A 21597-nucleotide genomic window follows, 5' to 3' on the forward strand; every position below is an offset into this window, starting at 1 on the left:
CGCCTTCGCGAGCAGACGCAGACTCGCATGAAAAGTGTCCGTGCAGTGCGATTGTGCGACTGCTCGTGCAAGTGACATCAGTCCGCCTTTGCGAAATCGTGCCGAATCAGCCAGTCGGTGACGATCCCCACCGCTTGGCGCAACGTCTCCCGCTGATCGGGCCCGGAGTAGTAGTGGTTGGCACCGGGGATCTCGTGCATCTCCTTGTCGGGGTGCCCGATCGCTTCGAACAGCCGGCGGGTGTGGCTGGGCGTACAGGCGTCGTCGGCGAGATTGCCGATCACCAGCGCGGGTACGGCGATATCCGGGCCGGCCTTCACGGCGTCACCATTGGCGTCGTCATAACTCCACTGTGACAGCCAGCTGCGCAGGGTGCAGAACCGTGCCAGCCCGACCGGGCTCATGTTGACCACCTGTGGGTCACCCAGATAGCAGGTGCCGGGCGCACGCTCGTTGGGGTCGACGGTCGGGTCGAGCCAGCGGGGGTCGGCCATCGTGCCGTGCACGACGAAACAGAACTCGTCATCGGGCCGGCCCGCCGCCTTCAACTCGGCTAACTTGTCCTTGACCCAGGCCGTGATTCGTCGGTTGCGCGCGATCTGCGCCTGGTGATAGCGATCCAGGAACTCACGCGTGTAGGGCGGCTGGTTGGGGTTGTCCGGGTTGTAGAGGTCGAGTTCGGGATCCCGTTTCGTCGGGTCGTTCTCGTCGAGGATCGACGCATCCATCCACTCGGTCATGGTGCCGTGCCTGCTGATGTGGGCGGCCAGCAGCATGATGCCGTCGGCGGGAAGCAGACCCAGTGTGGTCAGATCGGGGCCGTCACCCGACGGGCTGGTCGTGATCGTCGGGTGCTGGGCCTGCTGCTGGTAGAACACCGACAGCGAGCCGCCGCCGCTCCAGCCGGCCAGGACCACCTTGGCGTAGCCCAGCCGGTTCTTGGCGTCCTTGATGCACTCGCCGAGATCCTCGACCACCTTCTCCATCAGCAGGGCCGAGTCGGTGCCCCGAAAGCGGCTGTTGCAGTAGATGACGTGATGACCGGCGCGCGCCAGCGCGTTGATCATCGGCAGGTAGGCGCCGCCGCCGATCGGGTGCATGAACACCAGCACGGTATCCGACGGTATCGTCGGTTTGAGTAGGTAGCTTTCCAGCACTACCAGCTCGGCCACCCCGCCGTAGACATCGCGGACGGCGGAATTGTTCTGGTAGGCAATCAGATACGGGATGCGCTCATAGGCGCGCTTGACCGGCGTGACCATCAGTGCTGCCCGAGGTCGTTGGCCAGAACCTCCGGTGAGGGAACCAGGCGCCTCCGGGTGTCCACGGCGATGACCTGCCAATCCACCTGGCTGAACTCGTCGAACTTCCGCCGGGCGCGTTCCCGCGCCTTCTCCGGCGCGCCGTGATGCACGCCCTGCGGCGCGTGGCTGATCAAACCCGGCGGCATCGGGATGCCGTACAGCGAACCGCCGTGGAAAAACGCGATCTCGTCGAAGTCGACGTTGCGGTGATACCAGGGAGTGCGTTCGGTGCCGGGCACGGATTCGGCCGGTTTGGGCAGGAAGTTGCAGACGTAGACACCCGTCGCCTCCATGAACAGATGGACCATCGGCGGCAGATGCACGCTGTCGGAGGTGATCACGTTGTAGTCGTCCACGTTGAAGGTGAAGGCGTAGTTGTCGCCGCGCCAGCCCTCGACGTCGATCGGATTGTGCGGATAGGTCAGTGTCGTGGTCTCGATGCCGTCGATCGGGCGGTGATAGAGCCGCACCTGGTATTCACCGTCGGTGTGCGGGCCGTCGCCGTCGGCCGTGGGCACCGGGTCGGGGATGACGGCCTGCGACGGGTCGAAGGGCCAGTGCCGCCCGAGCGGGCCCGCCGGTGGCACCCGGAACTCGTCGGTGGCCTCGATGATCAGCCAGGTGCTTTCCAGGCTCTTCCCCGAGCCCGGCGTCTGGCGCCACGTGCAGGCCTTCGGCAGATAGATCCAGTCGCCGGGACGATAGGACAACGGACCGAATTCGGTCTCCAGGGTGCCGGTGCCCTGGTGGACGAAACACAGCAGGTCACCGTCGACGTAGCGCACGTAGAACGGCATGGCCGCCTCGCGCCGGCTCAACGAGATGCGGCAGTCGGGGTTGGAGAACAGCAGCAGCGGGGCCCCGGCGGGGTCGGTCAGATCGCCCGGTTTGAGCTCACCGGAGAGCACATCGAGCGGCCGCAGTGGCCCGGTGGCGCGAAAAGCGGTGGGATCGTTACGGCGGTAGATGTTGGCGGTCCGCCCGGTGAATCCGCCCCTGCCCAACTCGTCGTCCTTGAGGCCATCCAAATCGGCGTGCAATCGCCGTGGTGTGGTGCCTTTGCGCAGGTGAGTGAAGGATTCCATGGAATCTCCCGAGTTCGGCGTCGAGGTGCGAACGGCAGAAAACTAAAAGTGACATTAGTTTTTGTTCGACCCACTGACAAGAGCCCGACGCCCAATGTGTAACGTGGCGGACTTTCACAGGTTCGAGACGGCATGTTTTACTCGACTCTGCATCCGGGAACCGGGGTCATAGAAAGCTGGGGTGGATTAGTGAAGTCCTTGTTCGACAAGGTGCGTGCATGGCCGCGCCGATTCGCGGCCGCCACGGTCGTGGCCGCTGCCCTTCCGGGCCTGATCGGTCTGGTCGGTGGATCGGCAACGGCGGGAGCGTTCTCGCGTCCCGGCCTGCCGGTGGAGTATCTGATGGTTCCGTCGCCCTCGATGGGACATGACATCAAGATCCAGTTCCAGAGTGGAGGCCCGAACTCACCCGCGGTCTACCTGCTCGACGGTCTTCGTGCCCAAGACGACTTCAACGGCTGGGACATCAACACCCAGGCGTTCGAGTGGTACTACCAGTCCGGCCTGTCGATCGTCATGCCGGTCGGTGGGCAGTCCAGCTTCTACGCCGACTGGTACTCGCCGGCGTGCAGCAAGACCGGCTGCCAGACCTATAAGTGGGAGACGTTCCTTACCTCGGAGCTGCCGCAGTGGCTGTCGGCCAACCGCGACGTCAAGCCCACCGGCAGCGCCGCCATCGGCCTCTCGATGGCCGGCTCGTCCTCGCTGATCCTGTCGGTCTACCACCCGCAGCAGTTCATCTACGCCGGCTCGATGTCGGGCTTCCTGAACCCCTCCGAGGGTCAGTGGCCGTTCCTGATCAACCTGTCCATGGGTGACGCCGGCGGCTTCAAGGCCAACGACATGTGGGGCCCGACCGAGGATCCCAACAGCGGCTGGAAGCGCAACGACCCGATGCTGCAGATCCCCAAGATCGTCGCCAACAACACCCGCATCTGGATCTACTGCGGTAACGGCAAGCCCAACGAGCTGGGCGGTGGCGACCTGCCGGCCACCTTCCTGGAGGGCCTGACCATTCGCACCAACATCACCTTCCGCGACAACTACCTCGCCGCGGGCGGCAAGAACGGTGTGTTCAACTTCCCCGACAACGGCACCCACAACTGGGCGTACTGGGGTCGCGAGCTTCAGGCGATGAAGCCCGACCTGATCAGCCACCTGGGCGCTACTCCGCAGGCCTGACGGTTTGAACGAAAGTGGGTCGCCGGTCTCAGTGCCGGCGGCCCGCTTTCGTTGTCGGTGGGTCAGAAGCCGCCGGCCACCCGCACCACCGCCCGGCCGGAATACTTCCCGGCGCGCACCTGGTCGATGACCGCGATGACGTCCTTGACGTCGACCTCGTGGGTGACGTCGCCGAGGTGGCGCGGTTTCAGGTCGCCGCCCAGGCGCTCCCACAGCGCGCGGCGCGGGCCGATCGGCAGCTGCACCGAGTCGATGCCCAGCAGCGAGACGCCCCGCAGGATGAACGGCATCACCGTGGTATTCAGGCCGGGCCCCCTGGTCAGGCCGCTGGCCGCGACGGCTCCGCCGTACTTCAGCGTGCTGATGACGTCAGCCAGGGTGGCCCCACCGACGCAGTCGACGGCACCGGCCCAACGCGTCTTGCCCAGCGGGCGGGGCTTGGCGTCGGGGTCTTCGGGCAGGCGGCCGATGACCTCCGCGGCGCCGAGCGCCTTGAGATGCTCGGCGGCCTCGGCCTTACCGGTGGACGCCACCACCTCGTAGCCGGCCGCCGCGAGGATGTCGACGCTGACGGATCCGACGCCTCCGGTCGCGCCGGTCACCACGATCGGTCCGTCCTGCGGTGTGATGCCGTGCGCGATGAGCGCCTCGACGCTCATCGCGGCGGTGAAGCCGGCGGTTCCGATCGCCGCGCCCTCGCGGGGCGTCAGCGAGCCCAGCGCGACGACCTGTTCGGCGGGCAACCGGACGTATTCGCCGTAGCCGCCGTGGTGTCCGGTGCCGATGTCGTAGCCGTGCGCCAAAACCTGGTCGCCCACCGCGAATTCGGCGGACTGGGATTCCACCACCTCACCGGTGAGGTCGATGCCGGGAACGATCGGATACTGCCGGACCACGCCGCCCCGCGGTGTCAGGGCCAGCGCGTCCTTGTAGTTGACGCTGGAATAGGCGACCCGGATCGTGACGTCGCCGGGTGGCAGTTCGGTCGCGTCGAGCGTCTCGATCGCGGCGGTGACCTGGTCGCCGTCCTGACGTGCCAGCAGTGCGGTGAAAGAATCCATAGCGAAGACCGTAGCGCCCGCCGGTGTTCTACTTGCGCGTCGCCTCATAGCCGGCGGTGAACCACCGAACCGTTCGCTCGATGGTGGGCAGGATGTCGGTGATCGCGATCTCGCCGGCGGCGAAGCGCCCGGACAATCCATAGACCAGGCTGGACACCGCGGCGTCGAGGTCGTCGACGAAGTCGTCGTCGACCCCGTCCAGCACCGCCATGAACGCGGGAATCGCCATGTCCAGCCCCCGGTGCAGGAGGCGTTCGTTTCCGGTTTCCGAGCGCGACCGGTAGTAGGCCTTGAGCATCTGGGGGTGTCGCTCCCAGGGCTCGAAGATGGTGCGCAACACGCGCATCAACCCGTCGTAGATCGACTCGCCGGGATCGTGATGCTGGTGGGCCAGCGCGGCGTACCGGTTCTCGTCCATCCAGGCTTCGAGCGCGGCCAGGATCAGGCTGTCCCGGGTGGGGTAGCGCTTGTAGATTGTGGACAGCGAGGTGCGCGAACGCCGAGCGACCTCACGCAGCTGCACCGCGTCGTAACCCTCGGTTTCGAGGATGTCGACCACGATGTCGACGATCCTGTCGCGGCTGTCGACAGCGGTCCCCGCTGTCATCTCAACGCTGTTCACACATGCCCTTGCCGTCGATGAGTAACACGGTTACTGTACCGCAGTAACGCGGTTACTGTGCCGTGAAACTCCACCGGCGACGCCGCCGGCGCAACGAAAGCGGGATCGATGGGTTCTCTGGACGGCAAGGTCGCGTTCATCACCGGCGTGGCCCGCGGGCAGGGCCGCAGCCACGCCATTCGGCTGGCCGCCGACGGCGCCGACATCATCGGTGTGGACATCTGCGCCGACATCGGCTCCAACGGCTATCCGATGGCCAGCCGCGCCGAGCTGGATGAAACCGTTGAACTCGTTGAAGCCAAGGGCGGCAAGATGATTGCCGGCGTCGCCGACGTCCGTGACTTCCACGGATTGAAGGCCGCCCTGGATGCCGGGGTCGAACAGTTCGGCCGCCTCGACATCGTGTGCGCCAACGCCGGCATCGCCACCATGGCATTTCGCGAACTGACCATCGACGAAGAGCTCGAGCAATGGACCGATGTGCTGAACGTGAACCTCGTCGGGGCCTTCCACACGGCCAAGGCCGCGATCGGGCACCTGATCGCCGGGCAGCGTGGCGGGTCGATCGTGTTCACCAGCTCGACGGCGGGCCTGCGCGGATTCGGCGGCCTGCAGGGCGGCGGGCTCGGGTATGCGGCGTCCAAGCATGGCCTCGTCGGGCTGATGCGAACCCTGGCCAATGCTCTTGCCCCGCATAGTATTCGGGTCAACACCGTGCATCCGACCGCGGTGCGCACCATGATGGCGGTCAATCCCGCGATGGTGTCGTTCCTGGAGAACTATCCCGACGGGGGACCGCATCTGCAGAACCCCATGCCGGTGGACCTCCTCGAACCGGAGGACATCAGCGCCGCGATCGCGTATCTGGTCAGTGACGAAGCCAAGTTCGTCACCGGGGTTACGTTCCCGGTCGACGCCGGCTTCTGCAACAAGCTCTAGGACGACGATGACGGACACACGAGGGCGGGTTGCCGGGAAACGGGTGCTGATCACCGGGGCCGCCCGGGGGATGGGCCGCAGTCATGCCGTGCGACTGGCTGAAGAGGGCGCCGACCTGATTCTGGTGGACATCTGCGAGTGGATTCCGGAAATCGAGTATCCACTGGCCTCACCGGCGGATCTCCAGGAGACGGCCCGGCTGGTCGAGCAACACAACCGGCGCGCGGTCACTCATGTCGTGGACGTCCGCGACGGCGCGGCGCTGGCCGCGGCGGTCAACGACGGCGTCGACCAACTCGGCGGGCTGGACGCCGCGGTGTCGAACGCGGGCGTGCTCACGGTGGGAACCTGGGACACCACGACTGCGGAACAGTGGCGAACAGTGTTGGACGTCAACCTCATCGGAACCTGGAACACCTGCGCGGCGGCGCTGCCACACCTGGTCAGCCACGGCGGGAGCCTGGTCAACATCAGCTCGGCGGCGGGGCTGAAGGGAACACCGCTGCATCTTCCCTACACGGCATCCAAGCATGGTGTCGTCGGGCTGAGCCGGGCACTGGCCAACGAGCTTGCCGCGGTGAACGTTCGGGTCAACACCGTGCACCCGACCGGCGTCGAGACCGGAATGCGACCCGAGTCGCTGCACCAGGTGCTGGGCGAGGGCCGACCCGACCTGGTGCCGATCTTCCTCAATGCGCTACCCATCGTGATGGCCGAACCGATCGACATCAGCAACGCGGTGCTCTATCTGGTCTCCGACGAGTCCCGCTATGTGACGGGCACCGAACTCAAGGTCGACGCCGGGGTGACCATCCGATGACCGCGGTCGACAGCGACCGGCGCGAGCGTGGCAGGCGGTCGTTCGCCGACGTGATGACCTTTCCGGCACCAGACGATGCCACGCCTGCCGGGAGCGGTCTGATCGACTTCGTCTACGGCGAGATCTGGTCGCGCCCGATCCTGAGCCGCCGCGACCGGCGATTCGTCACCCTGGCATGCGTGGCGGCGGCCGACGCCGAGGCGCCGTTGCGTGACCATGTCTACGCCGCCCTCAACAGCGGCGACGTGTCCATCGTCGAAATGCGCGAGGCAGTCCTGCATTTCGCGGTCTACGCCGGCTGGCCCAAGGCGTCATGGTTCAACATGGTCGTCGACGAACAATGGGAGCGGATCCACCGCGACCGCGGGCAGAGTCCACCGCCACCGGAACCACTGCTTCCGCTGATCACGCCGAGTGACCCCGAGGTCCGACTGCTGGTCGGCGAGCAGTCGTTCAGGGAGATCAACTGCATTCCGTACGCACCCATCCGCGACAACCCCTACTCGGGCGCGGGAATCCTGAATTTCGTCTTCGGTGAGATGTGGCTTCGGCCCGGCCTCGGTATGAAGGAACGCCGGCTCATCACGGTGGCCTGTGTGGCTTTGCAGGACACGCTGATACCGATCATCAGCCATGTGTACGCCGCGCTGAAGAGCCGTGACGTCTCCTTCGACGAGATGAAGGAACTAGCACTGCATTTCGCTGCGTACTACGGCTGGCCCAAGGCGTCGCACCTCGATCAGGTCATCGATGAACAGCACCAACGCGTCCTCGAAGAGTGGCGCGCCGAAGCCGCAGGTTGACACGCGGCGCCCGGACTGCGAAGGTTTTGATCGATCGATCAAATTTCTGAAAGACGAGGGTTTGTCATGGGTGGACGAGTCGAAGGCAAGGTCGCTTTCATCACCGGTGCCGCGCGGGGTCAGGGCCGCAGTCACGCGGTCCGACTGGCCGCCGAGGGCGCCGACATCATCGCCATCGATGTGTGCAAACGCATCAGCAGCAATGAGGACATCCCCGCGCCCACACCGGACGATCTGGCCGAGACCGCCGATCTGGTCAAGGGTCTCAATCGCCGGATTGTGACCGCGGAGGTCGACGTCCGCGACTACGCCGCCGTGAAGGCCGCCGTCGACGGGGGTGTGGAACAGCTCGGCCGGCTCGACATCATCGTCGCCAACGCCGGCATCGGCAATGGCGGGCAGACGCTCGACCACACCAGTGAGTCCGACTGGGACGATATGATCGCCGTCAACCTCTCCGGAGTGTGGAAGACTGTGAAAGCGGCAGTACCGCACCTGATCTCGGCCGGTCGTGGCGGCTCGATCATCCTGACCAGTTCGGTGGGCGGGCTGAAAGCGTATCCGCACACCGGCCACTACATCGCCGCCAAACACGGCGTGGTCGGACTGATGCGGACCTTCGCCGTCGAGCTGGGCCACCATTCCATCCGGGTGAACTCGGTACACCCCACCAACGTGAACACCCCACTCTTCATGAACGAAGGCACGATGAAGCTGTTCCGTCCAGATCTGGAGAATCCCGGGCCCGACGATATGGCGGTGGTGGCTCAGATGATGCACGTGCTGCCGATCGGCTGGGTCGAGCCGGTCGACATCAGCAATGCGGTGCTGTTCTTGGCGTCCGACGAGGCCCGCTACGTCACTGGCCTACCCATGACGGTGGACGCCGGGAGCATGCTCAAGTAGCCTGCGCTTGCTCGGTGGCGGCGAACCGACTCAGGAAGCGCTCCACCAGCTCTCCCATCTCCTCGTGGCCCTCGGTCATCCCGATGGCGCTCTCGTTGCACAGACTGCGGGCAATCTGTGCAACGAGCATCGAGACTGCGACCGGCGGATATTCGTTGAGGTCGAAGCCATGTGCCCGCAGGGCGACTGTCGCGGCGGCGGTCTCGATATCGCGAACGCGTTCGGCGTAGGACTTCAGTTCGGCGCTGATGACCTTGCGGTGGTTGGCCAGCGCGACGAACTCCGTGTACAACCCGGTCCAGCGCGGATCGGTGTTGATGGACCACAAGGCGCGCAACGGTTCCTCGGCGGTGATCGCCTGGCGCATCCGCGCCAGCGATGCCTCCGAACCGGATCGCAGCACCGCCACGAACAGGTCGTCCATGGCCGGGAAGTAGTAGTACACCAGGGCAGAGCGGACCCCGGCACGGGCCGCCACCCGACGCGACGTCGCGGCGGCATACCCCTCTTCGAGCATGATCTGAGCGGTCGCCTCCATCAGGCGGGCGCGCGCGCCGGCATCTTTGTCTTTGGACTTCGGTGTCGATGCCATACCCGTCATCCTCTCAGGACATTTCGCTACTTGGCTAGACGACCAGCCGCCGGACTCTTGACCACCGATTTCCGTCCGTGGTAAGCATGTCCCAGTGCACAATTTGATCGATCGATCAAAAATCGAAACGGGAGGTTGGATGACCGTGGCTCGCTGGCACGTGCAGGTCGACCGGCACCTGTGCGAGGGTCATGCCCTGTGTGTCGAACTGGCCGCCGAAGTCTTCGACGTCGATTCGGCCGATCAGGCCACGTGTGTCGAGTCGCCGCCGGACGGGGTGCGCGAACAGGTCGAGGCCGCAGTGGCAGCCTGCCCACGCCAAGCCATCAGCATTGTGAAAGGCCCGCAACGATGACCGATTTCGCAACGACCGACTACTTCTCCGATCAGGACATCGCCCAGGACCCCTACGGCTACCTGGATTACCTGCGGGCCCAGAACCCCGTTTTCCGTGAGCCGAACTACGGCGTCGTGGCGATCACCGGGTACGACGAGGCGGTCGCAGCCTTCAAGGACTACGAGACGTTCTCCGCGGTGAACGCGATCGGCGGACCGTTCCCACCGCTGCCGTTCGTGCCGGAGGGCGACGACATCTCCGCGCAGATCGAGGCGCACCGGCACCTGTTCCCCATCAACGAACTGATGGTGACCATGGATCCGCCCGCGCACACCCGGGCCCGCTCGCTGCTCAGTCGCCTGCTCACGCCCGCGCGGCTGAAGGAGAACGAAGACTTCATGTGGGAGCTGGCGGACCGCCAACTCGACGAATTCATCGCCAACGGCAAATGCGAATTCCTCGGGGAGTACGGCAAGCCGTTCGCCACGCTGGTGATCGCCGACCTGTTGGGCGTTCCGCAGGACGATCGCGCCGAATTCCGCCAGAGTCTGGGCGCCGGCAAGTCGCCGGGCAGCGCCGTGGGCGCGTTGGACCACACCCCGGTCGCCGTCAACCCGCTGGAGTGGTTGGAGGAGAAGTTCATCCGCTACATCACCGAGCGGCGCAGTCAGCCGGCGGACGACGTGCTCAGTTCCCTGGCCGCCGCAACGTATCCCGACGGTTCCACGCCGGAAGTCGTCGAGGTCGTCCGCCAAGCGACCTTCCTCTTCGCCGCGGGCCAGGAGACTGTGGTCAAGCTCCTCAGCGCCTCGACGCGGGTGCTGGCCGAACGGCCTGATCTCCAGGACAGGCTGCGGGCCGATCGCAGTCTGATCGGCAACTTCATCGAGGAGTCGCTGCGCATCGAAAGCCCCACCAAGGTCGACTTCCGGCTGGCGCGCAAGACCTCCACCCTCGGGGGCGTCGATATCCCCGCCGGCACCGTGCTGATGCTGTGCCTTGGCGCGGCCAACCGAGACCCGCGCAAGTTCGAGCGGCCCGACGAGTTCCGGCTCGACCGGAAGAACGTCCGCGAGCACATCACGTTCGGCCGCGGCATCCATACCTGCGCGGGCGCACCGCTGGCCCGGGTGGAGGCGAAGGTCACGCTGAACCGACTGCTGGATCGCATGACCGATATCGGTATCGACGCGACGCAGCACGGCCCGTCCGGAGACCGCGTCTATCGCTACGAGCCGACGTTCCTGCTACGCGGCCTGAGCGAACTACACCTCACGTATAAACCCGTTGCGTGAAGCGTGGGCTACGAGAACCATAGATCCCCATGCTGATCCATCCCTGGGGCGCCGCGCTGGGCGCCGCCGATTGGGGGACTGGCTGTAAGGACTGACCGGTATGGGGTCCTCGCCGTGTCGGTCTCGCTGACGATCTTCTGGCCACCGGCGGCGGTGGCGCGGGCGGCCTAGGTTTCGGCCGTGGCCTGCGCGAAGCGCACGGACGGGGGATCGTCGGGGGAGGAACTCGGTGTGGAACGCGAGATCGCATCGGGCTGAGGAGATGTCGAGTTGGTTAGCCGGGGTTGTCTTGCGAAGTAGTCTCGAAATCTGCCCAAGAGCAGATTTCTGCCGACGCCAGGCTCGTACTCGCTTCCACGTCATAGACGTCGTGTGCGACTACCCTGCGCATCCAGGAGGCCGTTGATAGCCACCCTCACTTGCCTCTAATACAGTTCTTCGGGCTGAATGCAATTGGGGCACAAGATCGTGCCGCCTACAACGTCAAGTCCCTCCCAGTCTATCAACTGGGCATCACCGGGAAAGGGAACCGGCGTCGAACAACGGGCGCAACGGCGCTCATCAGAATTGTCGGTCATGGGGGTACTCCTTCTCTGCTAACGGCGACGTTTAGCCAGTGGGCGGGGGAGGCAGGAGCCCGACCACATCTGCCAGGCAGTGTCCTGATCACTACCACCGCCGATTCTTATCCGCCCGAGGAGATCGCCGGAATCGTAGGCGACCAGGTCGATCTGGTATCGCACATGGTGCGAAGCATCGCGGGGCCTGAGATCCGAAGGTACGAAGATGTCGAGCGTCTTCCATGCGCACACTACGTGTTTCACTTTCCGGAATAGTCAGATCCGGCCGACATCTAATCGGCCCTGTGGGTCACCGCCCAGGTCGGACTGGGCCGACGGCCGCGCAAGAAGACCAGGTCGAATCGCAGGGTCGCGATCCGCCATCCTTGTGAGGCGCGGCGGAAGGCGAACTTGTAGTCGCCGACAAATTTTGGGTGATCGGCCGGAGCGGGCCCGGTACTGGTCTCGCGAGAATCATCATGGCGAAAGTTGACGAGGTATGCGGTGGCCACCGCACTGTCAGCGCCGTCGTAATCGACTCGCACATTGGTCATTACATGACGAGATTTTCGACGAGTAAGCGCTTGGCGGCCCATGAATGCTTCGCGGATCTCATCGACGCCTCGCATGCCGCGCCCGTCGGCTCCCAGCCATTCACCGTCGTCGGTGAAGAGGTCTGCCACGAGGCCGGCGGCTCCGCTGTCGATGAGCCAGGCGTATTCGTATATCAGTCGTTCGCAGGCGTGCTCGGCAATGAGCCGGTCGAGGTCACCAGGGTCGGCCATCTTCCTCCCTTGTCCGGTGCGCGTGCTGGCTGTGGTCGTCAGTTCCTAGGCGGTCCGTAGGCGGCTCAGCAGACTCCGTCAGATCCATATAATATATATACACATAGTCGTTGCCTACCATGATTCGGCGCTGATCTGTGCAGACCATCAAGCGCCACCGCCGCACACCGACGCCGCCTCAACCCCAGTCCTGAGCGATCCTCCGCGGCCTGGCAGTACACCCGGTCGGTCTGTCCCAAGCCTCCATCCCCGGGAGGACGTCGAATTGGGTAACCAAATCCCCGGGCTGGCGCTGGCGAATGCGAAGCACTGACAGCGTGGCCGTGCGACGCTGTGTTCCCTTTGGCAGCATTCTCTATCAGCCGCGATCTGCGTCGAATCCGGGCATCGGCGAGTTTGAAGAATGCTATTCTCGGCCAGCGAGAATGGCCCCATCGACGTTGGAGACGAGCTGATGCGCGCTATCAGTGTGATATTCGGTGCCAGCGCTGCATACATGATTGGCGCGACTGGGATCGCGGCCTCCGCTCATGCGAGCACGTATGGCATCGAGTTGAACGGGCAGTATCTCGTCACGTCCAACGGCGATTGGGCCAAGACAAATGATGTGCACCACGACGAGCAGACGGTTCGTCAGGTGTGGACCATCGCCACTTCGTGTGACCGGCCAACCGTCTGCACCGGCCACCTGACAAGTAGCGAAGGCTGGGACGCGGACATCAACTACACCGAGGACCGGTGGCTGGTTCATCGGACCGTCCCGAACTGGCAGCCGTGCAACGACGGCTCGGCGTCGCCCGGTAATCAGCTCTACATGTTCTGGCCCGTGGATGCCCGAGGGCAGCACTCCGCCAACGAATCGCTTTTGGCGGGCATAGACACCACCAAGGGGCTCAGCGGCGCCTGCGGCAGAAACCTGCCACTGGTCGTCACGATTCCGATGCGACTGCAATCGATGTAGCGAAAGGTTGAGTCCGTATCCGCGATGCAAAGACCAGTACATCGGAAGACCTCGGTGTCAGCCCAGGTGCTGCGGTCTTGCAGAACTTCGCATTTGAGGGTGGCGTGGAACGCTGCGGCCAGCGCATTATCGGCACTCGACCCCCGCCGCCCATCGATTGGGTGACCCCCGACTCACCGCAGAGCTTCGCGAAATCCTCAGAGGTGTACTGACTTCCGTGATCAGAGTGAAACACTGCGCTGGCCAGTGAGCCCCGCAACGCGACAGCGGCGTTGAGGGCATCCTCGACGAGTTCGGTGCGCATGTGATCGGCGGTCGCCCAGCCGGTGACTCGCCGCGAGCAGCAGTTGATCACCGTCGCCAGGTACAGATTCGAGCCGGTGGGGGACACGGCCGAGATCTTGTTCTTGGATGCGTTAGCTGTCTCCCTGAGGGCGATGACCTCGGTCTGGGACGCAACTCTTGAATCTCCCCTGCATGTTCGTCAGCCCGCGATCGAGGCGGCAGGGCACCTTGCCGGAATGGTCATGAGGCGGCGATGGCGATCACCAACGTTGCCGAGTACGCCCACCTGAGCGATGCCGACCAGGAGATGTTCGCGGTCGACCTGGAGTAGGTCCGCCCACAACACAACCGACGTACTGTAAGGCTAGAGTCCTTCCTACAACCGGAAGATTGGGATCTTTCTAGGTACTCTCCGTCAAACATTGACATTGTCGTTAGAAAACGTGCACTATTGGCGCGGGTGGTCGGGCCGTCTGCTCGTGCTTGGAGCGCGGCTCGAACACGTGTTTTCCGACCGCTGGTAACGGATGGTGGAAAGCGCGGAGACGGCGGGTGGCGGCGTGCGCGAAGGGGCGACCTTGAAACTCGATGGACGTGTGGCGTTGGTGACTGGCGGTGGCTCGGGCATTGGCCGGGCTACCGCGCAGCTGCTGGCGTCCGAGGGCATGCGCGTGTGCGTCGTAGACATCGACGAGCGCGCCGCTGCCACGGTTGCCGACTCGGTCGGTGGCCTGGGTTTGGGATGCGATGTTTCCGACCCTGAGCAGCTCGATGCTGCGTTCGCGTCGTTTGTGCGCGAATTCGGGTGCCTGGATGTGGCGTTCCTCAACGCAGGCGTCAGTATCCGCTGGTCGGGGGACATCGCCTCGCTCGATCTGGCGGACTACCGCAGGTCGTTGGGGGTGAACCTCGACGGAGTGGTTTTTGGGGCGCGTGCGGCGGTCCGCACGATGCGACGCTGCGCCGGCAACGGTAAGCGGGCGATTGTGGCGACTGCGTCACTCGCGGGCGTCCTGCCCTGGCATCCCGACGCGGTGTATTCGCTTGGTAAGCATGCGGTAGTCGGATTCATGCGGGCGATCGCGCCGAATCTTTCACCGGAAGGCATTGCGGTGCATACGGTATGCCCGGGTATCACCGAAACGGGTGTACTCGGAAATCGACGTCCGTTGGTGGAAGGTGCCGGGGTGCCGGTGATGGAACCGCAGGCGATCGCCGACGCTGTGCTCACCGCGGTCACTGCGCCGCTGGATGCGACCGGTTCGACCTGGATTGTGCAACACGGGAAGCCAGCTTGGCCGCTGCAATTTCCCGATGTTCCTGGTCCTCACAACCGACTCAACGTGCCCGTCCGCAGCATCTGACCAGTGGGTGACATGCCTGATTGTACGAACGACATCTGGAAAGTACTGTCGACCGCACGCTCGATACGCAGGTACAGCGGCGACCCGGTGGACGACGAGACCCTGGATCGTTGCCTGGAGGCTGCGACTTGGGCGCCCAACGGTGCCAATGGACAGCTGTGGCGGTTCATCGTGCTGTCTGGCCCTCAACAACGTGCCGCGGTCGCCCAGGCGGCACAGATGGCGCTGGCGACGATCGAGGGAATCTACGGCATGAGCCGACCCGCGGCCGACGACAACAGTCGCATCGCTCGCAATAATCGGGCAACCTACGAGTTGCACGACCGCGCCGGTGAGTACACCTCCGTGTTGTTCACCGCGTACAAGAACGAGTTCGCCTCGGAGTTCTTGCAGGGTGGCTCGATCTATCCGGCAATTCAGAACTTCTACTTGGCCGCCCGTGCCCAGGGGCTGGGAGCGTGTTTGACCAGCTGGGCGTCCTACGGCGGCGAGCGGATCCTGCGGGAGGCGGTCGGCGTGCCCGAGGGATGGTTCCTGGCCGGACACGTAGTCGTCGGTTGGCCGCGTGGCCGGCACGGGCCGGTCCGGCGGCGTCCGATTGGGGATGTCGTCTTCCGCGACCGCTGGGATCCTGAGCGGGCTGACATCACCTACGGTAGAGGCGCCCGGCCGTCACCCGGCGAGAAGTCCTCCGCGCACTAGCCGATCCGGCGGTGTCGATGATGCATCAAACGTTCTACGACCGAACGGCCGCCGTGGCAGACGAGTTCGGCGCAAGAAGACCTCAACGAAGTTGTCAAGTCCTTGCAGCCGTAGGCGCGAGGAGTGATGGCCCGTTGTCTCGCAGCATTACCCATCGGACGTTGTGGCGTCGGCGGGGTGGATCTGGGCTCGGTGTGGTTTACGTTAGGCACGTTTCGCCTTTGATGGGCGACGATCCGCCCAACCGGGCGAATGAACAGTGCGCATCGCCCAAAGCGATAACGAGGCAACAACTACATACTGTAAGGCTATGGGGCACATCCGATGCGGTCAGTTTCCTGCTACACAATGTGATCTGCGGCAGGTATTGACATTTATGTTAGAAACAGAGCAGTATTGGTGCGTGGCACGGCGATGTGATCCTTCCGTGACGTCGACCCGTTCGGGCTCGACTGGGTTCTCGGTGCCTCGTCGTGAGGTCAATGTCGAGGAGTCCGCACATTCAGAGGTGACGCCAATGGTTCCCGTTCGCAGGGCGCCGTTCGCCGATGACCCAGCAGTGGGCGTGCGCGGACTTCGAACTCACCAGCGTCTTCTAGACGCTGCCCTCGAGGCGTTCGATGAGTCCGGCTACGATCGCGCATCTCTCGACAGGATTGCTGAACTCGCTGGCTGCTCGCGGGTGACTGTCTACCAATACTTTTCGGGCAAGGACGAGCTTTTTCGCATTCTCGCAACGCAAGTGGCAAACCAGATGGGCGCCGCGCTCGAAGTTTTGGACACCATCACTCCCGACGAGGCGGGTCGAGCCGCACTGCTCGCTTACTTCTCGCGTCTGGCCGACATCCAGGCTCGGTACGAGCCGATACTGCGAGCATTCGAGGCCGCAGCGGCAAACGACGCGTCTCTGGTGGGTCGAGCGGCGGCCATCACGCGTCGAAGCGTTGCTCCCTTCGAGGCTCGGGTCGCCGGAAGTGATCTCCCGCGCCGGTTACTCGACCCGATCGTGGAACTTCTGGGCACCGGTGTGATCGCCGCGCTGGGCCGCGCGTCGATCCTGCGCACCGCAGCACCTGAGTTCTATGGCCGGGAGCGGGTTGGCTCAGCCCTGGCCGACGTTGCGCACCGAGTGCTGTTCGGTCCGCTGCCAGGCGTAAACGTCCATCCCTATCGGTCAGGCGTGAGACCACCGATCCTGCAATACAGTCCCCGAGCGACGGCCACCTTCGAGCGTGCCCAAGACCTCGACGCGCAAGCAGCCCAACCCGGCAAGCGCACCCTTCGAGCCATACTCGGGGTCGCCAACCAGCTGATCGCCGACAGCGGTTACCGGGGTCTTCGGATCAACGATCTGGTCAAGGCCGCTGGGGTCGCCCGCGGTTCGTTCTACACGTATTTCGAGAATATCGATGACTTCGTCTCGGTGATGGGGCTGCGAGCTATTCAACAACTCGCCGCGGTCGTGCGCGAGCGCCCAGATATTCCGGCGCGGGAGAGCCTGCGCCCGTGGCTTCGTCGCTACGCCGAAGTACACATCTCGACGGGTCCGCTGGTGAACGTGTGGATCGAGGCCATCGAGGGCCCGCTGCGCGATGAGCGAGCCGCAGTGATCGATTGGGGTCGCCGCAGGATGGCAACCATGCTCGATGCACGCGTGGTCGGAGATGTGGACATCAACGCCGTGATCCTGGTGTCCATCATCGAAGAATTCGGGGCAAAGACGAGCACGAAGGCGGACCTGGACGCCACCCTCCTGCTGATCGAGCGGGGCTTCCTGGGTCCAGTAGATCAGCACCGGACAAGAACTCCCAGGAGGTAAACACGACATGGCAAGCCCCCAACTCGAACGCGTCATCGCCATGATGCGCAAAGCCGACCCGTTGGCCAGTGGCGATCTGATGACGATCCGGAAAATCACGGAACGCGCCCCCGCCTATCCCAAGCCAGACGACATCACCTGGGACGCCGTCAACGCTGGCGGTGTCCCGGCTGAGTGGGTGGTCCCCGACGTCTGTGAGCCGGGCCGCATCATCGTCTATTTCCACGGCGGCGGGTACGCCACGGGCACCATCGGTGCCAACCGCGGCTTGTGCTCCCACATCGCCCGGGCCGCCCGTGCCCGGGTGCTCAGCGTTGACTACCGACTTGCTCCCGAGCATCGGTTCCCTGCGGCCGTGGACGACGCCCTCGCGGCCTATCGCTTCGTTGTCTCGGAAGGCCATGCACCGGACAACGTCGCCCTCGCCGGCGACTCCTCAGGGGCAGGCCTCGTTCTGGGAACCCTGGTGGCGCTGCGCGACCGCGGTGAGGCGCTACCAGGAGCCGCGATCTGTATCTGCCCGTGGACCGATCTGACCTTGTCGGGCGCGACCGTCGAGGCGAACCGCGACAAAGATCCGATGGTCCGGGCTTCGGTCCTCGCGCTGATGGCGAACGCGTACCTGGGCGACGCCGATCCGCAATCACCAACGGCGTCACCGCTTTTCGCTGATCTGACGGGACTGCCGCCATTGCTGGTGCAGGTCGGCACAGCTGAGCTCTTGCTCGACGACTCAAAGCGCTTTGCCGAACGGGCACAGGCGGCGGGCGTCGACGTCACGCTCGAGATCTGGGACGACATGATCCATGTCTGGCACTCGTTCGCGGACATGCTGCCCGAGGGCAAGGAAGCGGTGGCCCGCATCGGTTCCTATGCCGACGAACATCTGACATCGCCGCCGACTGCGCCAAATGTCAGCTCATCTCCAACGACAACACCGCATACGAGGAATTCGATGAACGATCTACTGTCCACTGCCCGGTCACTACGCCCGCTCGTTGAAGCTGAAGCCGATTCGGTCGACCGCGAGCTCACGATGACGAAGCCGCTTATCGAGGCCTTCGCCAAGTCCGGTCTCAACCACCTTCAAGTTCCCAAGGAGCTCGGCGGGCTCGAGGCTGACGTCGACACGATGCTCGACGTTCTGGAGGAACTCGCATACCAGGACGGCTCAATCGGCTGGTCCTTCATGGCGAACGGCAACGCGACGGCGGTCAGCGCGATGTTGGACCCTGTCGCGGCGCGCCAGATGCTGCAAGGTGGCCCCGGGATCCTCTTTGCCGGTCAGTTGGCATCACGTGGGAAAGCGAGGCGGGTCGACGGGGGCTTCCAGGTGCAAGGGCGGTTCCAATTCGGCAGCGGTAGTGCCCATGCGTCGTGGATCGGCGGCGGCGCGCTGATCTACGATGCTGACGGCAATCGCGAGCTCAACGACGCCGGGACCCCGGCGGTGCTGGCCTTCTATGTACCGCGTGACAGCGTTGAGCTCACCGGGAACTGGGATGTGATGGGACTCCGGGGTACCGGCAGTTTCGACTACACCATCCCCGAGCAATTCGTCGAGGAGGGCCGCACATTCTGGCTATTCGACGGTGAGCCACGCTGCGGTGGTGGCGTGTACCGTCTGGGCGCGGTGGCCTTCGCCGGCATCGGTCATGCCGGGTGGGCTCTGGGTGTGGCTCGGCGGGCTCTCGACGAGATTCAGGCGATCGCCATGGCTGGACGCGCTCGTATCGGGGGCACCGCGATGAGAGACCAGCAGGTCTTCCAGCGCGCGTTCAGTGAGAACACGCTTGCGTTGCAGTCAGCGCGTCTGCTGGTGCACGACAGGATCGGGGACATCGTGGACCGTCTCGACGCCGGTGACCCGATGACGAAAGCGATGCGGGACGAACTCGTCAGCGCCGTGACCTACCAGACACAGGTGTGTATGGACATCGTGGAATTCGCATTCATGTCGTCCGGCAGCCCAGGGTTTAGGAACCCGAGCATTCTGCAGCGGTGCTTCCGCGACATGTGTGTCGGCGCGCAGCACATCTACGTCGATCCCCGAACCTTCGACGAGATGGGCAAGGGCCTGCTGGGCGTCGATTAGTCGGCGGCCAGGAGCGACCTGGACCGCGAACAGGCTCAAACGGGTCACGCAGAGCCAGTACCTCGCGAGCGCCTATCCACATACAAAACCGGACCTAAAGAACATTCCGAATTGTCAGGAGTCCCCGTCATGAGTGAATTCGACACACTCAAATTCTTCAGTGATGAATCTCTGATCGTCGATCCCTACCAGTACTACCTCGAACAACGATCGCAGTGTCCGGTCAGTTTCGACCCGCAGCAGAAGATCATGGCTGTGACCGGATATGACGAAGGGATGGCGGTTTACCGTGATGCCGGGTCCTTCTCCGCGTGTAACTCGATCATCGGCCCAGTTGCGGGCCTCCCGTTCGAGCCGACCGGAGATGACATCACCGACCAGATCGCCGAGCATCGTGGCGAAATGCCGTTCAGCGACTTCATGTCGACGCTGGACCCGCCAGAGCACACTCAAGTTCGGGGCCTTCTCAGCAAGCTGATGACGCCGCGACGACTCAAAGAGAACGAGACGTTCATGTGGTCGCTGGTCGACGCTCAGCTCGATCAGTTCATCCAGGACGGTCGCTGCGAATTCGTGAGTCAGTTCGCCCAGCCGATCTCTCTGCTCGTCATCGCTGATCTGCTTGGAGTGCCGGCAGAGGACCAGGACGTTTTCCTGGCCCACCTCGCTTCACAGCACAGTGGGATGGCGGAAACCCAAGAGATAGAGCACAATCCACTGCAATTCTTTGAGAACCGGTTCACCGACTACATCGAGGACCGGCGCCGCGAGCCCCGGGGCGACGTACTCACCGAGTTGGCGCAGGCGAAGTATCCTGACGAATCGACCCCCGAGGTCATCGACGTCGCGCGGTTGGCCGCATTTCTGTTCGCCGCGGGTCTGGAAACGACGAGCAAGCTGCTGACCTTCGCGGTCCGGGTGCTTGCCGAACGTCCAGACTTACAACAGCAACTGCGTGAAGACCGGAGCCTGATCCCGAACTTCCTCGAGGAGACACTGCGGATCGAGAGCCCGATCAAGAGCCATTTCCGCCTGACCAGCAAAACGACAACCATCGGCGATGTGCCGACGCCGGCCGGATGCAGCGTCATGCTCTTGCCTGGCGCCTACAACCGCGACCCGTCCCGCTTCCAAGATCCCGATGTGTTCCGCATGGATCGCCCGAATGTCAGGGAACACATGGCATTCGGGCGCGGAATCCATACCTGCCCGGGCGCACCGCTCTCGCGGGTTGAGGGACGCGTCAGCCTCGAACGCATCCTGTCACGGATGACGGACATCACGATCTCTGAAGAACATCACGGGCCGGTCGATGCACGCCGGTACAGCTTTGACCCCTCCTTTGTCATCCGAGGGCTCACTGAACTTCACATCACATTCACACCTGACGCATGAGCACCATGGAGCCGGTTGGTCGACCCGAGTCCAGCGCCATCACAAGGCCGGCGCCCCTGGCGACGTGTTATCCAACGAGCCAACGCGGTCTCTCGCCGACGCGGTACCGATTGGACGTCCTTGCTCCGAGCGTGCTAGGTGCTGTGCAGTCGGTCGGCGGCTGGCTGTTTGACCACGCCATGGCGGGATGGGAAGTGACTGTGCTGCTCATCGATCGGGAAGACCCCCTCCCGCTCAGGATCCTAGGGGCCGAAGTCCTCGAACCAGGCATACCGATGAAGTCCTGGACGCGCCGTGCCCCCGCACACCAGTTGGCGCTAGCTGGCGACCTGCTCGATCGGGACGACATTGGGCTGGCGCAGAGCTTCTCGTCGGCGCTCCGACATGGGCTGGCCCAGGGCGTCGTTTGGGGTGATCGCCCGCCAGCGCAAGGGGCTACCGGTCTCCACGAAGTGCGTTATGAACCGAGTGTTGCCGCAAGGGCGTTCAAGGCCCAGGCGCTCGCCGCCGCGGGAGACCCAGAGCCCATATCCAGCGGTGGCATAGAATTATTCGGTTACTCGGCGCCTGGTGGCGCGCTAGGAGGCCGCTGAACAAGGCGGTTCTGGGGCTGAGCTGTGGCACGGGTCGGGGCGTGGATTGGTGGGCGGTCGGCCGGCGAGCGCGGATCGTGGCGGTGGGGGCC

Annotated in this window: 20 protein-coding genes and 1 pseudogene; 13 read left to right on the top strand and 8 right to left on the bottom strand. The window is 64.2% G+C overall.

Translation table 11 applies throughout. The features are described 5' to 3' along the window. Window positions 1-77: 77 nt before the first annotated feature. A complete protein-coding gene (locus ORI27_RS17930) occupies window positions 78-1262 on the bottom strand; it encodes an alpha/beta hydrolase family protein (protein WP_265998325.1) in 1185 nt (394 codons plus the stop codon). Continuing rightward, entirely contained in the window at window positions 1262-2389 is a 1128-nt protein-coding gene (locus tag ORI27_RS17935) for a homogentisate 1,2-dioxygenase (RefSeq protein WP_265998326.1), read from the bottom strand. Before ORI27_RS17935 ends, ORI27_RS17930 begins: the two co-directional genes overlap by 1 nt. Window positions 2390-2578: 189 nt before the next feature. Between ORI27_RS17935 and ORI27_RS17940 the strand changes: the two genes are divergently transcribed. Then, window positions 2579-3571: an esterase family protein gene (locus ORI27_RS17940; protein ID WP_265998327.1), complete on the top strand. Its 993-nt coding sequence runs from the start codon at window positions 2579-2581 to the stop codon at window positions 3569-3571. A gap of 62 nt (window positions 3572-3633) precedes the next feature. Here ORI27_RS17940 and ORI27_RS17945 read toward each other — a convergent pair whose 3' ends face one another. Beyond that, on the bottom strand, window positions 3634-4632 hold the full coding sequence (locus tag ORI27_RS17945; RefSeq protein ID WP_265998328.1) for an oxidoreductase: 999 nt from the start codon (window positions 4630-4632) through the stop codon (window positions 3634-3636). A gap of 28 nt (window positions 4633-4660) precedes the next feature. After that, window positions 4661-5239, bottom strand: coding sequence for a TetR family transcriptional regulator (locus ORI27_RS17950; RefSeq protein WP_265998329.1), 579 nt, complete (start codon window positions 5237-5239; stop codon window positions 4661-4663). 123 nt (window positions 5240-5362) lie between these two features. Between ORI27_RS17950 and ORI27_RS17955 the strand changes: the two genes are divergently transcribed. The 4 genes from ORI27_RS17955 to ORI27_RS17970 all read left to right on the top strand — a co-directional run bounded on the left by ORI27_RS17955 (window position 5363) and on the right by ORI27_RS17970 (window position 8722). Continuing rightward, on the top strand, window positions 5363-6193 hold the full coding sequence (locus tag ORI27_RS17955) for a mycofactocin-coupled SDR family oxidoreductase (protein WP_265998330.1): 831 nt from the start codon (window positions 5363-5365) through the stop codon (window positions 6191-6193). A gap of 7 nt (window positions 6194-6200) precedes the next feature. Further along, the gene (locus ORI27_RS17960; protein ID WP_265998331.1) at window positions 6201-7013 is read left to right on the top strand and encodes a mycofactocin-coupled SDR family oxidoreductase; all 813 of its coding nucleotides are present in this window, start codon (window positions 6201-6203) and stop codon (window positions 7011-7013) included. Continuing rightward, the gene (locus ORI27_RS17965) at window positions 7010-7816 is read left to right on the top strand and encodes a carboxymuconolactone decarboxylase family protein (RefSeq protein WP_265998332.1); all 807 of its coding nucleotides are present in this window, start codon (window positions 7010-7012) and stop codon (window positions 7814-7816) included. Before ORI27_RS17960 ends, ORI27_RS17965 begins: the two co-directional genes overlap by 4 nt. Before the next feature lie 66 nt (window positions 7817-7882). Then, window positions 7883-8722 carry a mycofactocin-coupled SDR family oxidoreductase gene (locus ORI27_RS17970; protein ID WP_265998333.1) on the top strand — a complete coding sequence of 280 codons (840 nt, stop codon included), beginning with the start codon at window positions 7883-7885 and terminating at the stop codon, window positions 8720-8722. On the opposite strand, the gene ORI27_RS17975 is transcribed toward ORI27_RS17970, so the two are convergent. Then, on the bottom strand, window positions 8715-9314 hold the full coding sequence (locus ORI27_RS17975) for a TetR/AcrR family transcriptional regulator (RefSeq protein ID WP_265998334.1): 600 nt from the start codon (window positions 9312-9314) through the stop codon (window positions 8715-8717). The genes ORI27_RS17970 and ORI27_RS17975 overlap by 8 nt on opposite strands. A gap of 139 nt (window positions 9315-9453) precedes the next feature. Between ORI27_RS17975 and ORI27_RS17980 the strand changes: the two genes are divergently transcribed. Together ORI27_RS17980 and ORI27_RS17985 are read left to right on the top strand one after the other, a co-directional pair. Continuing rightward, window positions 9454-9669, top strand: a complete 216-nt coding sequence (locus tag ORI27_RS17980) for a ferredoxin (protein WP_265998335.1) — start codon at window positions 9454-9456, stop codon at window positions 9667-9669. Further along, window positions 9666-10946 carry a cytochrome P450 gene (locus ORI27_RS17985; protein WP_265998336.1) on the top strand — a complete coding sequence of 427 codons (1281 nt, stop codon included), beginning with the start codon at window positions 9666-9668 and terminating at the stop codon, window positions 10944-10946. The genes ORI27_RS17980 and ORI27_RS17985 overlap by 4 nt, the downstream gene beginning before the upstream one ends. 853 nt (window positions 10947-11799) lie before the next feature. On the opposite strand, the gene ORI27_RS17990 is transcribed toward ORI27_RS17985, so the two are convergent. Next, window positions 11800-12291 carry a nuclear transport factor 2 family protein gene (locus ORI27_RS17990; RefSeq protein WP_265998337.1) on the bottom strand — a complete coding sequence of 164 codons (492 nt, stop codon included), beginning with the start codon at window positions 12289-12291 and terminating at the stop codon, window positions 11800-11802. A 403-nt stretch (window positions 12292-12694) separates the two neighbouring features. Here ORI27_RS17990 and ORI27_RS17995 point away from each other — a divergent pair, with 403 nt between their 5' ends. Beyond that, window positions 12695-13252: an Rv2253/PknI dimerization domain-containing protein gene (locus ORI27_RS17995; RefSeq protein WP_265998338.1), complete on the top strand. Its 558-nt coding sequence runs from the start codon at window positions 12695-12697 to the stop codon at window positions 13250-13252. A gap of 56 nt (window positions 13253-13308) precedes the next feature. Here the strand turns inward: ORI27_RS17995 and ORI27_RS18000 are convergent. Then, window positions 13309-13631: pseudogene (locus tag ORI27_RS18000) on the bottom strand (transposase); the annotation flags it as partial. Window positions 13632-14115: 484 nt separating this feature from the next. Between ORI27_RS18000 and ORI27_RS18005 the strand changes: the two are divergent. The 5 genes from ORI27_RS18005 to ORI27_RS18025 all read left to right on the top strand — a co-directional run bounded on the left by ORI27_RS18005 (window position 14116) and on the right by ORI27_RS18025 (window position 20912). Continuing rightward, the gene (locus tag ORI27_RS18005) at window positions 14116-14901 is read left to right on the top strand and encodes an SDR family oxidoreductase (RefSeq protein ID WP_265998351.1); all 786 of its coding nucleotides are present in this window, start codon (window positions 14116-14118) and stop codon (window positions 14899-14901) included. Window positions 14902-14913: 12 nt separating this feature from the next. Further along, window positions 14914-15603: a nitroreductase family protein gene (locus ORI27_RS18010; protein ID WP_265998339.1), complete on the top strand. Its 690-nt coding sequence runs from the start codon at window positions 14914-14916 to the stop codon at window positions 15601-15603. Window positions 15604-15862: 259 nt separating this feature from the next. Then, window positions 15863-17422 (top strand): TetR/AcrR family transcriptional regulator, encoded by a 1560-nt coding sequence (locus ORI27_RS18015; protein ID WP_265998340.1) that lies wholly within the window; start codon window positions 15863-15865, stop codon window positions 17420-17422. Window positions 17423-17429: 7 nt separating this feature from the next. Beyond that, window positions 17430-19517: an alpha/beta hydrolase fold domain-containing protein gene (locus ORI27_RS18020; RefSeq protein WP_265998341.1), complete on the top strand. Its 2088-nt coding sequence runs from the start codon at window positions 17430-17432 to the stop codon at window positions 19515-19517. A gap of 129 nt (window positions 19518-19646) precedes the next feature. Further along, window positions 19647-20912, top strand: coding sequence for a cytochrome P450 (locus tag ORI27_RS18025; protein ID WP_265998342.1), 1266 nt, complete (start codon window positions 19647-19649; stop codon window positions 20910-20912). Window positions 20913-21229: 317 nt separating this feature from the next. On the opposite strand, the gene ORI27_RS18030 is transcribed toward ORI27_RS18025, so the two are convergent. Further along, window positions 21230-21361, bottom strand: a complete 132-nt coding sequence (locus ORI27_RS18030; protein WP_265998343.1) for a hypothetical protein — start codon at window positions 21359-21361, stop codon at window positions 21230-21232. Window positions 21362-21597 lie beyond the last annotated feature (236 nt).

It is taken from the genome of Mycobacterium pinniadriaticum (genome assembly GCF_026242045.1).
Classification (GTDB): domain Bacteria; phylum Actinomycetota; class Actinomycetes; order Mycobacteriales; family Mycobacteriaceae; genus Mycobacterium; species Mycobacterium pinniadriaticum.